Below are 21980 nucleotides of genomic sequence, written 5' to 3' on the forward strand. Positions count from 1 at the left end.
GTCCAATCACTCCAACTCCGCCAGGAGGGCTTCCAGCATGTCCGGGTCGACGGACGCCGCCTTGTGCTTGACGATGCTCAGGGCCAGCGACGCGACGGTGGGGGTCTCGAAGAGACCGCGCAGGGTGAGGTCCACCTGGAACAGCTCCCGCACCCGCGACAGCAGCTGCGTGCCCAGGAGCGAGTGGCCTCCCAGCTCGAAGAAGTCGTCGTCCACGCCGATGCCCTCGATGCCGAGCAGCTCTTCCCAGCAGGTGACGAGCTCGCGCTCGGTGGCGTCGCGCGGCGCGACGTAGGCCGTGGGGAGGGCGGGGCGTGGATGCCGCGCGCCTACCTTCGTGGGCTGGACCTGGGCCGCGGGCCGCAGCCACCGTGCGGCCTGGGTGGGCAGGTCCCGGGCGCAGACGGCCCAGCGTGGCGCGACGGGGGCATCGAGCAACCGGCGAAAGGCGGTCAGGCCCTCGGCGAAGGTCAGGGCGTCCTCGGGAGGTGCCGAGTCCCCGACGTGCCAGCCGGGCCAGTTCACGCTCAGCCAGGGCTCGCCTTCGCGGCTCCGTGCGTCGGCGAAGGCGTCCAGGAAGGCATTGGCCGCCGCGTAGGCCGCGAAACCCAGGCCGCCCAGCACCGAGGCCAGCGAGGACTGGAGCAGCACGAAATCCACGGGCACCTCACGGAGTGCCTCGTGCAGGGCCTGTGTGCCGTAGACCTTGGCCTGGAACTGGACTTCACAGGCGGAGGGCGTCGCCTCGCGCACGGGCAGGAAGGTCTGTTCACCGACGATGCCCGCGGAGTGAATCACGCCGTGTAGCGCACCGAAGCGCGCGAGGGCCTGGGCCACCACGGCCCGGGCTTGCTCCGGCTGGGCGATGTCGGCCTGGACCAGCAGCACCTCCGAGCCCAGCGCCTCCAGGGCCTGAAGCCGCGCCACCGTCTGGCGCATTCCAGGCGCGAGGTCCGCGGAGGCCCACGTCTCCCGGGGCGGCATGGGGCTGCGCCCCACGAGGACCAGCCGCGCGCGCGCCTCCCGGGCGAGCACCTCCGCCTGGGCCAGTCCGATGCGTCCGAGGCCGCCGGTGATGAGGTACACGCCCTGGTCCCGCAGCAGGGCGGGACGGGTTGCGGGCTCGGGCAGGGATACCGGCTCCAGGGACTCCACCCAGCGCTGTCCGTCTCGCAGGGCCACGGCCGCTCCGGGCGCGGGCGAGCGCAGCTCGTCCACGAGCCGCTTCACCAGCCGCGCCTCCTGCGGCGTTCCGTGCCCGGGCAGCGCCACGTCGATGGCGCGCGTGCGCAGCGTGGACTCCTCCTGCTGGAGCACCTTGCACAGGCCCAGCACCGTGGCACGTCCGGGGGCCAGGGGCTCGGCGCCGGTGACGTCTTGCGCTCCCTGGGTGATGACGGTCAGCTCGGTGTCGCCGTCGCGCTTGTGAGACAGCAGCGCCCGGGCGAGCAGCAGGACCGCATGGAAGCCCTCGTTCTGATGGGCCGTGAGGCTCGCGCGGGTGGGCGGTGCGTCCTCACGCGACACACCGCCCAGGTGGACGATGCGCCGGGGCGCTCCGCCTTCGTCTTGCAGGGCCGACAGCAGGGCGGTGTAGTGCTCAGGCTGCCGCGCATCGAGCGTGTACTGCTGCGCGGCCTCGCGGGCGAACGCTGGACCTGGCACCACCGTCACCACGTCCTCGCCCGACTGCCGCAGGCTCGCGGCGAGCGCGTGGCCCAGCCCGGCCTTGTCGAGCAGCAGGAGCCAGCGTCCCGCCGCTCCCGACGCGGGCCGCGCTGGGGGCAGCGCCCGCTTCCACACCGGGCGGTAGTACCAGTCGTCGGGAGACTTCCGCCCGGTGTCCGTCTCGGCGTGCGTGGAGACGACGGCAGGGGCCCCGGCGTCAATCCAGTAGCGCTGGCGCTGGAAGGGATATGTGGGCAGGAGAATGCGGCGCTCCGAGCCATGCAGCTTGGACGACTTCAGCGTGGCGCCCGCGAGCCACAGGCGCGCCGCGGCCTCGCGCAGCACCTCGAGGTCGGAGCGCTCGTCCTGGGGACGCCGCATGGAGGGCTGCAGCACGCGCCCCGTGGCGCTCGGACCGGACTGCCGGGCCAGCATGCTCAGGTTGTGGCCGGGGCCCACTTCCAGGAAGAGGCGCTCCGGCTCCTGGAGCAGCGCGGCCACGCCCTCTCCGAAGCGCACCGGCTTGCGCAGGTGCTCCGCCCAGTAGCGCGGGTCGGTGGCCTGCGCCGCGGTGATCCACATGCCCGTGACATTGGACACGTAGGGCAGCTTCGGCGGCGACAGGCGCGTCTGGCGCACCCGGGCTTCGAAGGGCGCCAGGATGGGGTCCATCATCGACGAGTGGAAGGCATGCGAGGTGTGCAGCCGCCGGTGGTTCACGCCTCGCTCACGCAGCCGGGACTCCAGCGCCTCCACGTCCGCGACCGGCCCCGCGGCCACGCAGAGCGTGGGGGCGTTGAGCGCCGCGAGTGACAGCGTGGGGCCGAGCAGCGCCTGGAGCGCGTCCGCGTCCAGCGCGACGGACACCATGGCGCCGGCGGGGAGGGACTGCATGAGCCGCCCTCGCGCCACGACGAGGGCGAGCGCATCCTCCAGCGACATCACCTCCGCGAGGCAGGCGGCGACGTACTCGCCGATGCTGTGACCCAGCATGGCCCTGGGGCGAACGCCCAGGGACATCCAGAGTCGCGCCAGGGCCAGGTTGGTGACGAAGAGGGCGGGCTGCGCCATCGACGTCTCCTGCAAGCGCGCCTGGGCCTGCTCGCGCTGCGCGGCGGGTGGGTAGAGCACCTCGCGCAGGTCCAGCCCGAGCAGGGGCTTGAGTTGCTCACAGCAGAGGTCCACGTGCTTCCGGAAAACGGGCTCGCTCTCGTAGAGCGCCTGTCCCATGCCGGCGTGCTGGGCGCCCTGGCCCGGGAAGAGGAAGACGACCGGACTGTCTCGGCCCTCGGCGTGCTGGGTGAGCAGGCGCCGTGTGTCCCGCGAGCGCAGGGCCTGACGCGCGTCCTCGACGTCTCGGCAGACCAGGGCGCGGCGGTGCTCGAAGCGCCGCCGGCCCGCGTGGAGGGTGTGGGCCACATCGGCCATCGCCACGTCGGGCTGTGCCTCCAGCGACGCGGCGAGGTGGTCCGTCGCCACCTCCAGCGCCTGCTCCGTACGTGCCGACAGCAGCAGCAGGTGATACGGGCGTGTGTCGCGGGTGGCCACGGGCGCGGGGGCCTCCTCGACGACGACGTGCGCGTTGGTGCCGCCCATGCCGAACGAGCTCACGCCCGCGCGCCGGGGTGCTCCAGCGGTGTGCCAGTCCCGAGCCTCGGTGTTGACCTGGAAGAGTCCTCGCTCCAGCTGGAGCGACGGGTTGGCCTTCTGGAAGTGCAGGCTGGGCGGGAGCTTCCCATGCTGCAGCGCGAGCACCGTCTTGATGAGTCCCGCCACGCCCGCCGCCGCGTCGAGGTGGCCGATGTTCGTCTTGAGCGAGCCGATGGCGCACGGCCCCGCCGAGGCGGGTCGCCCCTCGAAGGCCTGGTGGAGCGCGGACAGCTCGATGGGGTCGCCCAGCGCGGTGCCGGTACCGTGGGCCTCGATGTACTGGATGTCCCCGGGCTCCAGGCCGGACATGGCCAGGGCCTCGGAGATGGCGCTGGCCTGTCCGTCGACGCTGGGCGCGGTGAAGCCCACCTTCGTGGCGCCGTCATTGTTGAGGGCGGAGCCCCGGATGACGGCGAGGATGGTGTCTCCCTCGACCAGCGCGCGGTCCATCCGCTTGAGCACCACGATGCCGACGCCCGAGCCCGCCACGGTTCCCTCCGCCTTCGCGTCGAAGGCGCGGCAGTGTCCGTCCGGCGAGTTGATGGAGCCCGGCTGGTAGAGATAGCCGGTGCGGTGCGGCACCGGGATGGACACGCCCCCCGCGAGCGCCACGTCCATCTCTCCGTTCAGCAAGGCCTGGCAGGCCAGATGCACGGCCACCAGCGACGACGAGCAGGCCGTCTGCACGCTGAGGCTGGAGCCCCGGAGGTTGAGCAGGTACGAGGCGCGCGTGGCCAGGTAGTCCTTGTCGTTGGCCAGCGCCAGGGCCTGGGCGCCGACGGTGCGCACCAGCGCCGGCTGCGACAGCAGGTTGGACAGCAGGTAGCTGCTGGCGCTCGTGCCCGCGAACACGCCGATGGCGCCCCGATACTGCTCGGAGGCGTAGCCGGCGCGTTCGAGCGCTTCCCAGGCACACTCCAGGAAGAAGCGCTGCTGGGGGTCCAGCAGCTCGGCCTCGCGCGGCGTGAGTCCGAAGAAGCCCGCGTCGAAGTGCTCCACGCCGTCAAGGAAGAAGCCGGCGCGCACGTAGTTCGGCTGGGCCCGGAGCTCGCGGGGAACACCCGCGGCGTCCAGGTCCGCGTCGGTGAGCTCGGTGCGAGCTTCGACGCCGTGGAGCAGGTTCCGCCAGAAGGTCTCCAGGTCGGGGGCGCCGGGGAAGCGCCCCGCCATGCCGATGATGGCGACGCTCTCGGGTGGGGCGGCTTGTTCGTCAATCATCGTGGTCATCCTCGGTGTCGGTCCGCGACGGGCGCGTCATCCGGCGTTGCCCGGCGCGCTCGCGGCGTTCCTGGACGCGGCGCTGGCTTTCCTCCACGACCGACGGACGCTCGGTGGTGCGGGAGAGGTGCGCGGCCAGGGCGCCCACGGTGGGGTATTGGAAGAGGTCCGCCAGGGCGACTTCGAGCCCCAGCACACTGCGCAGCTTCCCGTGCACCTGGACGATGGACAGGGAGTTGCCGCCCAGCTCGAAGAAGCGGTCGTCGCGTCCGATGCGCGCCACCTTGAGCTGCTCCTGCCAGATGCGCGCGATGGCCCGCTCCAGCTCCGTGCCCGGCTCGACGAAGCGCGCGGTGTCACGCAGCGAGAGCCCTTCCGGCGCCGGGAGTGCGCGCCTGTCGACCTTTCCGCTGGGGAGGAGCGGGAAGGAGGGCAGGTGGAGGAAGGCAGCGGGGAGCATGAAGGAGGGCAGGCGCTGCTCGAGGAAGGAGCGGAGGTCGGCGTGGGACGGTGGTGAGTCGGAGGTGAAGTAGGCGACGAGGCGCTTGTCGCCGGGTGCGTCCTCGCGGAGCAGGAGGAGCGCGTCGGAGACGAGGGGGTGGAGGCGGAGAGAGGCCTCGATTTCAGCCAGCTCGATGCGGATGCCGCGGAGTTTGACCTGGTCATCGAGGCGGCCGAGGAACTGGAGGTTGCCGTCGGGGAGCCAGCGGACGAGGTCGCCGGTGCGGTAGAGGCGAGCGCCTGGGGAGGAGGAGAAGGGGTTGGGGAGGAAGCGCTCAGCGGTGAGGGCAGGCTGGGAGAGGTAGCCGCGAGCGAGGCCGAGGCCGGAGATGAAGAGCTCGCCGGGAGCGCCGACGGGGAGAGGGTTGAGGGAGGAGTCGAGGACGAAGAGGTGGGTGTTGGGCCAGGGGGAGCCGATGTGGAGGGAGTCGGGGGAGAGGTGAGGGTTGATGGAGGCGCAGACGGAGGCCTCGGTGGGGCCGTAGGCGTTGAGGAGGGTGCGGCCGTGGGAGGCCCAGCGACGGACGAGCTCCTGGGAGGAGGCCTCACCGGCGCAGATGAGGGTGCGAAGGGAGGGGAGGGAGTCGGGCTGGAGGAGGGTGAGGACGGAGGGGGTGAGGGTGGCGGCGGAGATGGAGTGGGAGGAGAGGAAGGACTGGAGGGGAGGCCCCGGGAGGAGGGCGTCGGTAGGAGCGAGGACGAGGCAGGCGCCGGCGAGGAGGGAGGCGAAGACCTCGCAGACGGAGGCGTCGAAGGAAGGAGAGGCGAACTGGAGGACGCGGGAGGCGGGAGAGAAGTGGTGGCGGAGGACGGCGGCCTGGGCGGTGTTGGAGAGGCCGCGGTGGTGGAGGAGGGTGCCCTTGGGCCTGCCGGTGGAGCCGGAGGTGTAGATGACGTAGGCGAGGTTGTCGGGCAGCGTCCGCGCTTCCGGCGCGTGCGTCGGCTGGGTGGCAATCTGGGCCCAGTCGTCATCCATGAAGAGCACCGTGACGTCCGACGCCGTGAGCGCCGGTGCCCGGTGGCCCTGCGTGAGCAGCACCGCCGCGCCGCTGTCCTGCACCATGAAGTCCAGGCGCGCGAGCGGATGGGACGGCTCCAGCGGGACGAAGGCGCCGCCGGCCTTGAGGATGCCGAGCATGCCGATGACCAGCTCGGGTGAGCGGTCGAGGCACAGCGCGACCCGTGTCTCCGGGCCCACGCCCACGCTTCGCAGATGGTGCGCGAGCTGGTTGGCGCGCGTATCCAGCTGCCGGTAGGTGAGCGTCTCGCCCTGGAACTCGAGCGCGGGCGCGTCGGGCGTGCGGTCCACCTGGGCCTCGAAGAGGTGGTGGGCGCAGACGTCCTGGACGAAGGCGACGTGCGAGTCGTTCCAATCCACCAACACGCGCTGGCGCTCGCTCGCCGGCAGCAGCGTCACGTCCGACAGCGAACCCGCCTCGCCGTGGATGAGCTGCGAGAGGGCCGTGCGCCACTGCGACAGGAGCCGCTCCAGCGTCGCCGGGCCGAAGCGCCGGACACCGGAGACGAGCCGCAGCCGCAGCGTGGGCTGGGGGATGGCGACCGCGGTGAGCGGGTAGTTGGTCCGCGAGAAGCTCATCGGCTCGCGGATGTCGAGCTGGTGGGCACCGGCCTTCAGCGATGCATCGACGGGGTAGTTCTCGAAGACGAGGATGCTCTCGAAGAGCGGCGTCTCCCCGGGCAGGCCGCTCCAGGATTGGATGTCGGCCAGCGAGGTGTGCTCATGGTCCGCCAGCTCCAGCTGTTCGGCCTGGAGTTGCTGGAGCCACGGCAGGACCTGCGCCTGCGAAGGCACGGCCACGCGGACCGGCAGGGTATTGATGAAGAGACCCACCGCGCTCTCACCCTGGGCGAGCGAGGCCGGACGGCCGGAGCGGGTGGCGCCGAAGACGACCTCGGATTCGTTGCCGCCGTGGCGTGCCAGCACCAGGGCCCAGGCGGCCTGCACCAGCGTGTTGAGCGTGAGCTGGTGTCTCCGCGCGAAGGCGGTGACGTCCGTGGTGTCCTGCTCGGAGAGCGCAAGCTCCCGCTCGGTGCCCTCATCGGAGCCACTGTCAGGCTCGCTGAGGAGCGGCTCGGGCAACGGCGTGGGGCCCGTGAGACCGGCCAGCCGTGCGCGCCACCACGCCTGGGTCCGCGGCGTGTCCTGGTTCTGGAGCCACGCGATGAAGTCCCGGTAGCCCGCGTCCGGCTCGGCGGGCGCGACAGGCTGTCCCGATGCCAGCGCGGAGTAGGTGGCGAAGAGCTGCTTCAGGAGCAGCGCGACGCTCCAGCCGTCCAGCAGCAGGTGGTGGAAGCTCCAGACGAGCCGCCATGCATCCTCGCCGAGCCGGATGAGGGCCAGCCGCATCAGGGGCGGACGGGTGACGTCGAAGCCCTGGGCGCGGTCATCGGCGAGCAGGGACTGGAAGCGTTCCCGCTGGACGTCCTCGGACACGCCGCGCCAGTCATGCAGGCGCCAGGGCAGCTCCACGCGAGCGTGGACGAGCTGGAGCGGCTGGTCGAGCCCCTCCCAGAGGAAGCCGGTCCGCAGCACCGGATTCCGGGTCAGCACGTGCTGCCAGGCGCGCGCGAGCGCGTCCGCGTCCAGCGCGGTGTTGTGGAAGGCCCAGGAGAGCTGCTCGAAGTACGCGCTGGAGCCGGGCGATAGCAGCGTGTGGAAGAGCATGCCCCGCTGCATGGGCGCCAGCGGGTAGACGTCCTCCAGCGGCGGCTGCGATTCGAGCAGCGCGTCCAGGAAGTGCGCCGGAATGCCCGCCAGCGGGAAGTCCGCCGCGGTGCGGACATGGGCCTGGGGCGAGTGCCGCTCCGTCACCAGCGCGCGGAGCACCTCGGTGAAGCGCTGCCCCATCGCCTGGACGGTGGCGGCGTGGTGGAGGTTCTCGCTGTAGTGGAAGGCCACCTCGAGCTGCCCGCCGAGGATGGCGGCGTTGACCTCCAGCACGTGCGTGCGCGGGCCGCTCTCACCTTGCACCGGGCCCACGGGGAGGCGCGAGAGGCGGAAGTTGGACGAGGCAGGCAGCGCGGCGTCCAGCTGTCCCAGGTAGTTGAACAGGACGGGGGCCGCGACGTGGCCGCCTCCGTTCGGTTGCAGGTAGCGGCGCAGGCCGTACGTGAGGCCCCGGTCGGGCACGGCGCGCAGGGCGTGCCGTACCTGCCGGAGCGTGGCCGCGTGGCCGCGAGCGGCATCCACCGCCAGGTGCACCGGGTAGAGGGTGGTGAACCAGCCCACGGTGCGGGACAGGTCCACGTTCTCGAACAGGTCCTCGCGGCCGTGACCTTCCAGGTCCACCGTCAGGCGCGACGGCCCGTCGCCGGGCGCGAGCGTGTGTGCGAGCGCGGCCAGGAGCACCTCCTCCAGCCGGGCGCCATACGCCGTGGGCACCTCGTGGATGAGCAGATGGGTCTCCTCGGTGGGCAGCGTGATGGCGTGCCGCCGCTCGGACCGGAGCGTGTTGCTGCCCTCCGGCATGTCGACGGTCAGCGACGCGGGCGCGGGTGGCTCCGGCCAGGCCGGTGCCCTCGTGAAGGCGTCGGAGCGTGCGTGCTCCACCAGACGCTCCGCCCAGGCCTTGAACGAGGTGCTCTTGGGCGGCAGCGCGGGCTCGAGCCCGCCGAGCAGCCGGGTGTACGTGGCGTCCAGGTCCTCCAGCAACACGCGCCACGAGACGCCGTCCACCACGAGGTGGTGGATGACGAGCAGCAGGTAGCCAGGCCGGCCGGCGCCCAGGTCGAAGCAGACGGCGCGCAGCAGGGGACCCGCGGACAGGTCGAGGCTGGCCTGGGCCTTCGCGGCGGCCCGTTCGAGCGCGGCGTGCTGCTCGGGGGTGGGGATGGCGGACAGGTCCTCGTGCTGCACGGAGGGCATGGCCAGCGCGTCACCGGCGTTGTCCTGACGCCACTGCGAGCCTTCGCGGTGGAAGCGCATGCGCAGGGCATCGTGGTGCTGCATCAGCGCACGCAGGGCACGCGTCAGCAGGGACGCGTCCAGCGGCCGGAGGACCTCGAGCAGCACCGCCTGGTTGAAGTGGTGGGGCTCGGTCCGCGGCTGCTCCAGGAACCAGTGCTGGATGGGCGTGAGCGGCACGGGGCCCGTGATGAGTCCCTGCTCGGCCTGGAAGCGCGGAGCGTCGCCCGCGGCCAGTGCCAGCTCGGCGACCGTCTGGTGCTGGAAGAGCTGCTTGGGGCTGAGCTGGATGCCCGCCCGCCGTGCCCGCGCGACAATCTGGAGGCTGAGGATGGAGTCACCCCCGAGCCGGAAGAAGTTGTCGTGCACGCCCACCTGCGGCACGCCGAGCACCTCGGCCCAGATGGCGGCCAGTGTCTGCTCCACGGGCGTGCGCGGCGCCACGGTGGCGTCCATGCCGCGCTCGGGGACGGGGAGCGCGCGCCGGTCGAGCTTGCCGTTGCTGGACAGCGGCAGCGCCTCCATGCCGACGAAGGCGGTCGGCACCATGTACTCGGGGAGCTGGGCCTTGAGGGCGGCGCGCAGCGCGTCCTCGTCCAGCGTCTGGCCGGCGTGAGAGACGACATAGGCGACCAGCCGCTTCTGCCCCGGCACGTCCTCGCGCACGAGCACCGCGCACTGGCGCACGGACGGCTGCCGGGCGAGGACGGACTCGATTTCGCCCAGCTCGATGCGGAAGCCGCGCAGCTTCACCTGGAAGTCGCTGCGGCCCAGGTACTCGAGGCTGCCGTCCGGCAGGTAGCGGACGCGGTCGCCCGTCTTGTAGAGCCGGGCTCCCGGTGTCGTGCCCAGCGGGTCGGGAATGAAGCGCTCGGCGGTGAGGCCAGGCGCATTCGTGTAGCCACGCGCCAGCGCGATGCCGCCCAGGTACAGCTCGCCCACGGCGCCCACCGGTACCGGCTCCAGCCGGGGGCCGAGCACGCGGAGGTACACGTTGGCGATGGGACGGCCAATGGGCACGCTCGCGCGTGAGTCGCCGCGCTGGCAGGCCCAGGCGGTGACGTCCACCGCCGCCTCGGTTGGCCCGTAGAGGTTGTGGAGCTCGGCGCCCAGCAAGGCCAGGCAGCGCGCCTGCAACTCGGCGGGGAGCGCCTCGCCACTGCAGATGACCCGCCGCAGGCCGGTGCAGGCCGTCACGCCGGGCTCGTCCAGGAAGGCCCGCAGCATGGACGGGACGAAGTGCAGCGTGGTGATGCCCTGCTCGCGGACGAGACGCGTCAGGTACGCGCTGTCCTGGTGCCCGCCGGGCTTCGCCACCACGAGCCGCGCGCCCGTCAGCAGCGGCCAGAAGAACTCCCACACGGACACGTCGAACCCGTAGGGCGTCTTCTGGAGGACGCGGTCCTCGGCGGTGAGCCCGTAGGCCTCCTGCATCCACAGCAGCCGGTTGCAGATGGCCGCGTGGGTGTTCATGGCGCCCTTGGGCTGTCCGGTGGAGCCTGACGTGAAGATGACGTAGGCCAGCCCGTCGCCGTGCACCGGGACCTGGGGCCGCGCCTCGCTGAACGAGTCCAGCACGCTCGCGCCGACGTCCAGACACAGCGTCTCCGGCGCGTCCTCTGGGAGCGCCGACTCGTGGCGGGACTGGGTGAGGACGAGCCGCGCCGCGCTGTCATGCAGCATGGCGCGAATACGCTCGCGCGGCAGCGTGGGCTCCAGCGGGACGTAGGCGCCGCCCGCCTTGAGGATGCCCAGCAGCCCCACCACGAGCTCCACGGAGCGTTCCATGCAGAGCGCGACCCGGACCTCGGGCCCCACACCCCGCGCACGCAGCGCATGAGCAAGCTGGTTCGCGCGTGCGTCCAGCTCCCGGTAGGTGAGGTGCGTGTCCTCGAACGTCACGGCCACCGCGTCCGGGGTGCGGTCGACCTGCCGTTCGACGAGGCCGTGCAGGGTGAGCGTCGCGTCGCGGGGCAGGGCGGTGTCGTTCCACGCCACCACGAGCTGGTGCTGCTCGGCCTCGGACAGCAGCGGGAGCCTGGACAGGCGCTGGGACGGCTCGACCAGGATGCCGCGCAGCAGGTTCTCCAGGTGCGCCGCCATGCGCGCCACGGTCTGCGCGTCGAACAGGTCGGTGCAGTACTCCAGCGAGCCGCTCAGCCCGTCCGGCGTCTCGGCCAGGGCGAGCGTGAGGTCGAACTTCGCGGTGTTGCGCTCGACGGCCAGGGGGCGCAGGGACAGGCCCGGCAGCTCCACGCCGGACAGCGCGTCCTGGTCGAGCACGAACATCACCTGGAACAACGGCGAGCGGCTCAGGTCGCGCTCCGGCTGCACGGCGTCCACGAGCTGCTCGAAGGGCAGGTCCTGGTGGGAGTACGCCCCCAGCGCGGTGTGCCGGACCTGCGCGAGCAACTCGCGGAAGGTCGGGTCGCCGCCCAGGCGCGCGCGCAGCACCAGCGTGTTGACGAAGAAGCCAATCAGCCCCTCCAGGCCGGAGCGCGTGCGCCCGGCGATGGGCGAGCCGACGCAGAAGTCGTCCTGGCCGGAGTAGCGGTGCAGCAGCACCTGGAAGGCGGCCAGCAGCAGCATGAAGGGCGTGACGCCCTCGCGTCGACTGAAGGCCTGGAGGGACTCGGTCAGCTCACGCGGCAGCTGCACCGGGACGGCGGCGCCGCGATAGGACTGCGCCGCGGGGCGAGGCCTGTCGGTGGGCAGCTCCAGTGCATGGGGTGCGCCCTCGAGCTGCTGGCGCCACCAGTCGAGCTGAGACTGGAGCGTGTCGCCCTGGAGCCACTGCCGCTGCCAATGCGCGAAGTCCGCGTACTGCACGGGGAGCGCGGGCAGGGTGGCGGGACGCTCCGCGAGCCTCGCCTGGTAGAGGGCCGCCGTCTCCTGCACCAGCACCCGCATGGACGCGCCGTCCGCGACGATGTGGTGGAGGGTGAGGACCAGGACATGGCGCTCCGGTGAGAGCCGCAGCAGCCCCGCGCGCAGCAGCGGCGCCTCCGCGAGCACGAAGGGCCGGTGCGTCTCCTCGGAGGCCCAGCGCAGGGCGGCGTCCAGCCGAGCGTCCTCGGGCAGGTGCGTCAGGTCCTCGTGGCGCAGGGAGAGCGCCGTGTCCGGCACGATGACCGGCGCGGGACGCCCCTCCTGGGCGGGGAAGGCCGTCCGGAGCGCCTCGTGGCGGGCCACCAGCGCCTGGAGGCTGGCCTCCAGGGCCTCGGCGTCCAACGTGCCCTCCAGCAGCAGCGCGCTGGAGATGTTGTACGCGGAGCCGCCGGGTTCGAGCTGGTCGAGGAACCACAGCCGCTGCTGGGCGAAGGACAGCGGCAGGTCCTCCGCATGCGGACGCGGCTCCAGCGGGAGCTGCGCCGAGTCCTGCCGGGCGTCGTCGATGCGCTCGGCGAGGGCGCGCAGGGTGGCCGCCTCGAAGATGCGTCCGAGCGGCAGCTCCACCTGGAAGGTGTCGTGAATCTGCGAGACGACCTGCGTGGCGAGCAGGGAGTGGCCGCCCAGCTCGAAGAAGTCGTCATCCCGTCCCACGCGCTCCACGCGCAGCACCTGAGCCCAGATGCCGGCCAGCAGCGCCTCGGTGGGCGTGGCCGGCGCGGTGAACGTCCCCGCCGCGTCCGGACGCTCGGTGTCCAGCCCGGGCTCGGGCAGCGCCTTGCGGTCCACCTTGCCGTTGGGCGTGAGGGGTAGGAACTCCAGCCCGATGAAGACGGCTGGAACCATGTACTCCGGGAGCTGATTGGCCAGCGTCCTGCGCAGCTGCGCGGTGTCCACCTCGCCGCTGACATAGGCCACGAGCTGGGCAGCCCCCGAGGCGTCCTCCCGCGTCGTCACGGCGGCCGCGTCCACACCGGGGCACTGGGCCAGCAGGGCCTCGACTTCGCCCAGCTCGATGCGGTAGCCGCGCACCTTGACCTGCTCGTCCAGCCGGCCGAGGAACTCCAGCGTGCCGTCCGCCGCGCGGCGCACGCGGTCGCCGGTCCGGTACAGGCGGGCGCCGGGCTTCCAGCTGAACGGATGCGGGACGAAGCGCTCCGCGGTGAGGTCCGCACGGCGCCAGTAGCCCCGCGCCAGCTGCGCGCCGCCGATGTACAGCTCGCCCGTCACGCCCACGGGCACCAGCCGCAGGTGCTCGTCCAGGACGTGCAGGTCCATGTTGGCGATGGGGCTGCCGATGGAGACGATGCTCCCGGGCTCCACGTCGGCGTTCACCTCGTGGACGCAGCAGCCCACCACCGTCTCGGTGGGGCCGTACTCGTTGAAGAGGCGGGTGTCCGGTGCGTGCTCGCGCCAGAAGGCCACGTGTTCGGCGGTCAGCGCTTCTCCACCAATGACGAACGCACGGGCCGCGCCGCGCGCCGCCCCCGGCGGGAGCTGCCGCGACAGGAGCTGGAGGTGGGAGGGCGTCAGCTTCACCAGTCCGACGCCGCGCTCCGTGCCCAGCACCTGCGCCAGGCCGTCCACGCCCGCGCCCTCCTGGACAAGCACCACCGAGCGGCCCACCGTCAGCGGCAGCAGCAGGCTCGTCACCGTCAGGTCGAACGCCAGCGAGGAGTGCACCGGCGCGGGACCTTCGGCGGCCGGGTAGGCACGCGCGCACCACGCCAGGTAGTTGGTGACGCCACGGTGCTCGATGAGCACGCCCTTGGGGCGGCCCGTGGAGCCGGACGTGTAGATGACATAGGCGAGGTCGTCCTCGGTGACGATGCCCCGCGGGCGCGCCTCGCTCTGCCCGGCAATCTCGTCCGCGTCCGCGTCCAGGCACACGACCTGGAAGGCTCCGGCGGGCAGCTCGTCCGCGAGCCGCTCCTGGGTGACCAGCACGGGCACGGCGGAGTCCTCCAGCATGAAGCCGAGCCGGGCCAGGGGATAGTCAGGGTCCAGCGGCACGTAGGCGCCGCCGGCCTTGAGGATGCCCAGCAGGCCCACGGCCATGTCGGGATTCCGCTCGACGTAGAGCCCCACCAGCGTCCCCGCGCCCACGCCTCGCGTGCGCAGCAGATGCGCCAGTTGGTTGGCGCGGCGGTCCAGCTCCCGGTACGTCAGGCGCTGGTCGCCGTGACGCACAGCCTCCGCGTCCGGCGTGCGCTCCACCTGGGCCTCGAAGAGGTGATGCACGCAACCCGACGGCGCGGCCGCGCGCGTGTCGTTCCAGGTGGTGAGCAGCTGCCGGCGCTCCGCGTCCGTGAGCAGCGGCAGGTCCACCAGCCGCTGACCGGGTCGGGCCAGCATGCCTTCCATCAGCGTGCGCCAGTGCCCGGCCAGCCGCTCCACCGTGGCGCCCTGCAGGCGCGAGGTGTCGTAGGCCAGCTTCAGCCGGAGCTGCCGGTCGGGGATGACGGTGACGTTGAGGGCGTAGTTCGGCCGCTCGTCGAAGCGCACGTCCCGCACGTCCAGGCCGCCGGCGCGCGCGCGCACGGAGTCGTCCACGGGGTAGTTCTCGAAGACGAGGAGTGTCTCGAACAGCGGCGTCCCGCGTGGCACTTCGCTCCAGCTCTGCACCTGGACCAGGGGGCTGTGCTCGTAGTCCCGCGCCTCCGCCTGCTGGTCCTGGAGGCTGCGCAGCCACGGCACCAGCCGCTCGCGCGAGGCCATCCGGACGCGGACGGGGACGGTGTTGATGAACATGCCCACCGTCTCCGCCGCGCGGGGCAGCGCCGCGGGCCGGCCCGCGACGGTGGCGCCGAAGACCACGTCCTCCGTATGCGTGTGGCGCGCCAGCAGCAGCGCCCAGGCGCCCTGGATGAGCGTGTTGAGGGTGACCTGATGCTGCCGCGCGAAGCCCTGGAGCGCCTCCGTCACCTCGGTGGACAGCACCAACTCGTGCATGCCGCCACGGCCCTGGGCCCGGTTGCGGACGGCGCCCTTGCGCTCGTCACCCGGAAGCGGCGTGGGCGCGGAGAAGCCCGCCAGCGCCCCCCGCCACCATGCCTCGGCGCGTGCCGCGTCCTGTCGGCGCTGCCACTCGACGTACTCACGGAAGGACGGGCCCGGCTCCCGCCGCGCCGGCTGTCCCTGGAGGAGGGCCGCGTAGGCGGTGAACAGGTCCTGCAGCAGCAGCCCCATGCTCCAGCCGTCCTGGAGCAGGTGGTGGAAGGTCCAGATGCAGCGGTACACCTGGGTGTCCAGTCGCAGCAGCGTCAGTCGCAGCAGCGGCGCGCGTGACAGGTCGAAGCCCTTCGCGCGGTCCGCGTCGAGCCAGGCGGACAGTCGCGCCTCGTGCTCGGCGGCGGGAATGGCGCGCCAGTCCTCCTCGTGCCACGGCACCTCCACGCGGGGCATCACGAGCTGGAGTGGCTCGGGCAGGCCCTCCCAGTGGAAGCGCGTGCGCAGCGCCGGGTGCCGATCCACCACGGCCTGCCAGGCGCCGCGGAAGGCCGTCACGTCCAGTCCCGCGTGCAGCGACCAGGAGAGCTGCTCGACGTAGGCACCCGCTCCGGGCTCCAGCAGCGTCTGGAACAGCATGCCCTGCTGCATGGGGGACAGCGGGTACACGTCCTCCACGGGCGTGCCGGCGGGCAGCACCGCGTCCAGCACGGCCGGGCTCACGCCCAGGAGCGGGAAGTCACTGGTGGTGTAGCGGCGCGCATCGTCGCTGTCGCGCCCGGCCATCAGCTCGCGGAGCGCGTCGGCCATGTCGCGTGCGAGCGCTTCCACGGTGTCACGCTCATGCACGGCCTCGCTGTAGTGCCACTCCAGCTCGAGCTGGCCTCCCAGCACCATGCCATTCACTTCCAGCAGATGGCTGCGCAGCCCGCGCTCCGAGCGCGTGGGGCCCGCGGAGTCCCGCGACGCACGCATGCGCGCCGAGCCGGACGCCACGGAGTCGAACTGGCCCAGGTAGTTGAAGGCAACCTGCGCGGGCGCCAGCTCCTTCAGCTGCGCGCGCGTGTCGGGGGCGCCCAGGTAGCGGAGCAGGCCGTAGCCCAGGCCCCGGCCCGGCACCCGCCGCAGCGTGTCCCGCACGGACCGAAGCGCGGTGCCTGGCGTGGCCTGCGCCTGCACCTCGAGGACGACGGGATAGACGGAGGTGAACCAGCCCACGGTGCGCGACACGTCCACGCCCTCGAACAGGTCCTCGCGGCCGTGGCCCTCCAGGTCCACCTTGAGGGCGGACGTGTCGGCCCAGCGGCCCAGCGCCCGAGCCAAGGCCGCCACCAGCACCTCGTCGATGCGGGCGCGGTAGGCCGTCGGAACCTCCTGGAGGAGCGTCCGCGTCTCCGCCTCGCTCAACCGCACCGCAACCCGGCGCACGGTGCCCTGGGTGTTGTCCTGGCCCACGCAGTCCACCGGCAGCTCCTGGACGGCGCGGCGGCCCTCGGTGAGCCAGTAGTCCAGCTCGCGCACCACCTCCGGCGTGCGGGCGTATGCCTGGAGCCGCTCGCCCCAGTGGCGGAAGGGCGTCGTCTTCGGAGGCAGCACCACGGGCTCGCCCCGGGAGAGCTGTCCATACGCCGTCTCCAGGTCCTCCAGCAGCACGCGCCACGAGACGCCGTCCACCGCGAGATGGTGGATGCACAGCAGCAGTTGCTGCGGCCGGGCGCCGTCGGCCTCGAAGAGAGCGGCGCCCAGCAGGAGGCCCGCGTCCAGTGACAGGCTGGCCTGCACCCGCGCCAACGCCTGCTCGCGGGAGGCGCCCGCCGCGATGCGCTCCAGACGGACGGGCGTGTCCAGCCCCACCTGCGTCAGCGTCCAGCCCGACTCGCTCCGCGCCACACGCGTGCGCAGGGCGTCATGATGGCTCACCATCACCTGGAGGGCCTGCTCCACGCGCGCCGCGTCCAGCGGCTCGCACGCGTCCAGCAGCACGGCCTGGTTGTAGTGGTGAGACTCCTCCAGCGTGGCCTCGAAGAAGGCGTGCTGGATGGGCGTCGGGGCCACCTCGCCGGTGACGAGGCCCTGCTCCGACTGCGGCTGCACGGCGTGCTCCACCACCTGGGCCAGCTCCGCCACCGTCTGGTGCTGGAAGACCTGGCGCGGGGTGAGGCGCAGGCCCACGCGCTGGGCGCGGGCGATGATCTGCAAGCTGAGGATGGAGTCGCCGCCGAGCGCGAAGAAGTTGTCGTGCAGGCCCACGCGGGGCAGGCCCAGCACCTCGGCCCACAGCGCCGCCAGCGTCTGCTCCACGGGCGTGACGGGCGCGGTGAACTCGGCCACTGACATGGCCTGCTCGGGGACGGGCAGGGCGCGTCGGTCGAGCTTGCCATTGGAGGTGAGGGGCAGCTCGGCCAGGCTCACGAAGGCGGCCGGCACCATGTACTCGGGCAGGCGGGACTTGAGGTGCGCGCGCAGCGCCTCCACGTCCACGTGCTCACCGGGGGCCGGGACGGTGTAGGCTACCAGCCGCTTGTGGCCCGGCGTGTCCTCGCGCACGAGCACCGCCGCCTGGCGCAGCGCCGGGTGCTGGGTGAGCGCGGACTCGATTTCTCCCAGCTCGATGCGGAAGCCGCGCAGCTTCACCTGGAAGTCGTTGCGGCCCAGGTACTCCAGGCTGCCATCGACGAGGTAGCGGGCGCGGTCGCCCGTCTTGTAGAGGCGTGCGCCGGGCGTGTCGCTGAACGGGTCGGGGATGAAGCGCTCGGCCGTGAGGGCAGGGCGGGCCAGGTAGCCGCGCGCCAGACCCATGCCGCCCACGTAGAGCTCACCGGGCACGCCGATGGGCGACGGCTGGAGGTGCGCGTCCAGCACGTACAGTTGGAGGTCCGGAATGGGGCCGCCAATGAGGCTGCCGGAAGCGCCGAGCGCGTCCTCCGCACGCAGCGGGCGGTAGGTGACATGCACGGTCGTCTCCGTGATGCCGTACATGTTGACCAGCCGCGGACGGGTGTCCGGGTGCCGGGCGAACCACGGCCGCAGGCTGCCGAACTCCAGCGCCTCGCCGCCGAAGATGACGTTGCGCAGTGTCAGCTCGGCGGGCCCCGGCACCGACTCATCCACCTGGATGAGCTGCCGGAACGCGGAGGGCGTCTGGTTGAGGACCGTGACGCGCTCGCGCCGCAGCAGCGCGTGGAAGGCCTCGGGGGAGCGGCTCACCCAGTAGGGCACCACCACCAGCTTGCCGCCGTGGATGAGCGCACCCCAGAGCTCCCACACGGAGAAGTCGAACGCGTAGGAGTGGAACAGCGTCCACACGTCCCGCGCGTCGAAGTGGAACCACGGCTGGGTGGCGGAGAAGAGGCGGGTGATGCGGCCGTGCGGAATCTGCGCGCCCTTCGGCAGGCCGGTGGAGCCGGAGGTGTAGATGACGTAGGCGAGGTGCTCCGCCGTCACGCCGGAGTCGGGGTTGTCCGTCCGCTCGTTCGCCAGCTCGGGCGCGGCATCCAGGCACACGAGGGTGGCGGTGTGCTCGGGCAGCCCCGCCACGAGCGCCTGCTGCGTGAGCAGCACGGGCACCCGCGAGTCCTGGAGCATGAAGGCCAGCCGCTCCTGGGGATAGGCGGGGTCCAGCGGCACGTAGGCGCCGCCGGCCTTCAGGATGCCGAGGATGCCCACCACCATGTCCAGGGAGCGCTCGACGCACAGGCCCACCAGCGTCTCCGGGCCCACGCCCATGGCGCGCAGCCGCCACGCGAGCTGGTTGGCGCGCGCGTTCAGCTCGCCGTAGGTGAGGTGGCTGTCCTCGAAGGTGACGGCGATGGCGCCCGGCGTGCGCGCCGCGTGCGCCTCGAACTGGTGATGGACGCACGGGGTGGTCGCATGGGACGCCCTGGGCCCGCTCCACTCGCGCAGCAGGCGGTGGCGCTCGGCCTCGGCCAGCAGCGGCAGGCGGGAGATGCGCTGCGTCGGGTCCGCGAGGATGCCCCGCAGCAGGTGGTGCAGGTGCTCCACCATCCGCGCCGCGGTGGAGCCGTCGAACAGGTCGGTGCTGTACTCCAGCGCGCCCACCAGTCCCTCCGCCGTGTCCGTCAGCGACAGGACGAGGTCGAACTTGGCGGTGCCCTGCTCCACCATGAGGGGCCGCAACGAGAGGCCCTGGAGCTTGAGCTCGGGCATCACGTCCTGCTGGAGCACGAACACCGTCTGGAACAGCGGCGAGCGGGTCAGGTCCCGCTCGGGCTGGAGCGCTTCCACGAGCCGCTCGAAGGGCAGCTCCTGGTGCGCGAAGGCGCCCAGCGTCGTCTCCCGCACGTGGGCCAGCAGCTCGCGGAAGGTCGGGTTGCCGCCCAGCCGCGCGCGCAGCACCAGGTTGTTGACGAAGAAGCCGATGAGCGGCTCCGTCTCCGCCTGGTTGCGGCCGGCCGTGGGCGAGCCGACGCAGAAGTCGTCCTGGCCGGAGTAGCGGTGCAGCAGCACCTGGAACGTGGCCAGCAGCAGCATGAAGGGCGTGACGCCCTCTTGCTGGCTCAGGGCCCGAACGGAGTCGGCCAGCGCGCGCGGGTAGTGGATGGGCATGGCCGCGCCCTGGAAGGACTGCGTGGCGGGGCTGGGCCTGTCGGTGGGCAGCTCCAGCACGCGGGGCGCGCCTTCGAGCTGCTGCCGCCACCAGTCGAGCTGCGCCTGGAGCGCGTCGCCCTGGAGCCACTGGCGCTGCCAGTGGGCGAAGTCGGTGTACTGGATGCCCAGCTCGGGCAGCGGCGAGGGCTTGCCGGCGACGAAGGCCTCGTAGAGCGCGGCGACCTCGCGCACCAGCAGCAGCATGGACCAGCCGTCGGAGACGATGTGGTGCATCGTCAGCGCGAGGACGTGGAGCTCCGGCTCGAGCTGGAGCAGCCGCGCGCGCAGGAGCGGTCCCTGCTCCAGCGAGAAGGGCTGCTGGGCCTCGCGCGAGGCCAGCCGCAGGGACTCCGCCATGCGCTCGGAGGTGGGCAGGTGCCGCAGGTCCTGCCGGGCCAGCTCTAGCCCAGCCTCGGTGCCGATGAACTGGCAGGGGCCCTGCTCATCGACGCGGAACGTGGTGCGCAGCGTCTCGTGACGGCGGCGCACCTCGGTCAGCGCGCGCGTGAGCGCGTCCGCGTCCAGCGGGCCCTCCAGCAGCACCGCCGAGGGGATGTTGTAGAGCGGGCTGTCCGGCTGGAGCCGGTCGATGAACAGCAGGCGCTGCTGCGCGAAGGACGGCACCAGCCGCCCCTCCCGGGAGACGGGCGTCAGGGCCAGTGCGCGCGTGTCCCGGGGCGCGCCGAGCGCCGCTTCCAGCCTCGCGGCGAGCGCGGCCACGGTGGAGGCATCGAACAGCTCGCGCAGCGGCAGCTCGATGCCGAACGTCTTGCGGATGCGCGAGAGGACCTGGGTGGTGAGCAGCGAGTGACCGCCCAGCTCGAAGAAGTCGTCATGTCGTCCGACGCGCTCCACGCGCAGGATTTCCGCCCACATCGCGGCCAGCTGCGGCTCCAGCGGGCCCTGGGGCGCTGCGAACTCGCGCTCCTGGGCTGCGCCGCCGGTGGGCGCGGGCAGGGCCCGGCGGTCCACCTTGCCGTTGGGCGAGCGCGGCAGCGCCTCCAGCACCACGAGCACGGGCGGCACCATGTACTCGGGCAACCGCTCCTTGATGAACGCGCGCAGCGCCGACACGTCCAGCCCCTGGCCGGCGCGTGGGGCCACGTAGCCGACCAGCCGCTTGTTTCCGGGGACGTCCTCGCGCGCGACGACCACGGACTCCAGCACCGCGGGGTGCCGCTCCAGGGCCAGCTCGATTTCGCCCAGCTCGATGCGGAAGCCGCGCACCTTGACCTGATGGTCCACGCGGCCGAGGAACTCGATGTTGCCGTCCGGCAGGAAGCGGCCCAGGTCACCCGTCTTGTAGAGGCGCGCGCCCGGAATGCCGCTGAAGCGGTCCGGGACGAAGACCTCGGCCGTGCGCCGAGGATCGTTGAGGTAGCCGCGGCCCACGCCCACGCCGCCGATGTGGATTTCGCCAGGCACGCCCACGGGGACGGGCTGGCCCCCACGGTCCAGCAGGTAGAGCTGGAGGTTGGCCACCACGCGGCCGATGGGCGTGTTGACGGACTCTGGCGGCTGGCGCAGCACGTGGAGCGTCACGTCGTCGGAGCACTCCGCTGGGCCATAGGCATTGAGCAGCGGAATGGCCGAGTAGAGCGAGAACCACTTGCGGCTCACCTCGGGCGGGAGCGCCTCGCCGGTGGGAATCATCCACCGCAGCGCCTCCAGGCCGGGCCTCGCGGTGCCCAGCGCCTCGGCCTCTTCCAGCATCACCCGCAGCACGGAGGGCACCACCTGGACGATGGTGAGCCCCTCCTGGGCGATGGCCTGGAGCAGCCGCGGCGGGCTCTGCACCACCTCGTTGGGCAGCAGATGCGTGCGGCCACCCACCAGCAGCGCGGTGAGGAACTGCCAGACGGAGATGTCGAAGGACTGGGAGGCCGTCTGGGCCACCACGTCGCGCTCCGTCAGCGCCATCTGCTGGATGAGCACGTCGATGTGGTTGAGCAGGCCGGCGTGCTCCAGCATCGCGCCCTTGGGCACGCCCGTGGAGCCGGAGGTGTAGATGATGTACGCCAGGTGGCCCGCCTGGGCTCGCGGTGGTGGGTTGCTCTCGGCGCCAGGCGCCGCGAGCGACTCCTCCAGCACCAGCGCCTGGGGCTGCGACACGCCCTCGGGCAGCAGGGCCCGCGCACGGCTCAACGTGTCGGCCAGCGCGCTGGCGACCAGCACATGCGGCGCGCGGCTCTGCTCCAGCACCTGGGCGATGCGGTGCGGCGGGTGCGCCGGGTCCAGTGGCAGGTACGTGCCACCCGCCTTGAGGATGGCCACCATCGCGGTGACGAAGTCGATGCCGCGCGGCCCCAGCAGGCCCACGGGCATGTCCGGCCCGACGCCCCGGTCCATCAGTTGGTGCGCGAGCCGGTTGGCGCGGGTGTTCAGCTCGCCGTAGGTGAGCTGCTGGCCCTCGCACACGAGCGCCACCGCGTCCGGACCGCGGGCCACCTGCTGCTCGAAGCGCTGTGCGTAGGCGCCGGTGTCCGGGTAGTCGACGCGGGTCGCGTTCCACGCCACCAGCAACTGCTCACGCTCGGTGGCCGTGAGCAGCGGCATGTCGCTGATGCGCTGG

Annotated in this window: 2 protein-coding genes (1 of these 2 cut by a window edge); both read right to left on the reverse strand. The window is 72.3% G+C overall.

The genetic code is table 11. From position 1 onward, the window contains the following. Positions 1 to 6 precede the first annotated feature (6 nt). Positions 7 to 4536: an SDR family NAD(P)-dependent oxidoreductase gene (locus VZL07_RS29290; RefSeq protein WP_426751163.1), complete on the reverse strand. Its 4530-nt coding sequence runs from the start codon at positions 4534 to 4536 to the stop codon at positions 7 to 9. Then, on the reverse strand, positions 4529 to 21980 hold the 3' portion of the coding sequence (locus VZL07_RS29295) for a non-ribosomal peptide synthase/polyketide synthase (protein WP_426751164.1). It continues 7940 nt past the right edge of the window; the window shows 17452 of its 25392 coding nt (coding positions 7941-25392); its start codon lies beyond the right edge, outside the window — the gene reads right to left on this strand; the stop codon is at positions 4529 to 4531. Before VZL07_RS29295 ends, VZL07_RS29290 begins: the two co-directional genes overlap by 8 nt.

The organism is Pseudomyxococcus flavus (assembly GCF_050038885.1).
Lineage (GTDB): Bacteria > Myxococcota > Myxococcia > Myxococcales > Myxococcaceae > Myxococcus > Myxococcus flavus.

Excerpts from the sequence above, each read along its gene's own strand:
- VZL07_RS29290 (WP_426751163.1), bottom strand. The coding sequence starts at position 4,536 with ATGATTGACGAACAAGCCGCCCCACCCGAGAGCGTCGCCATCATCGGC.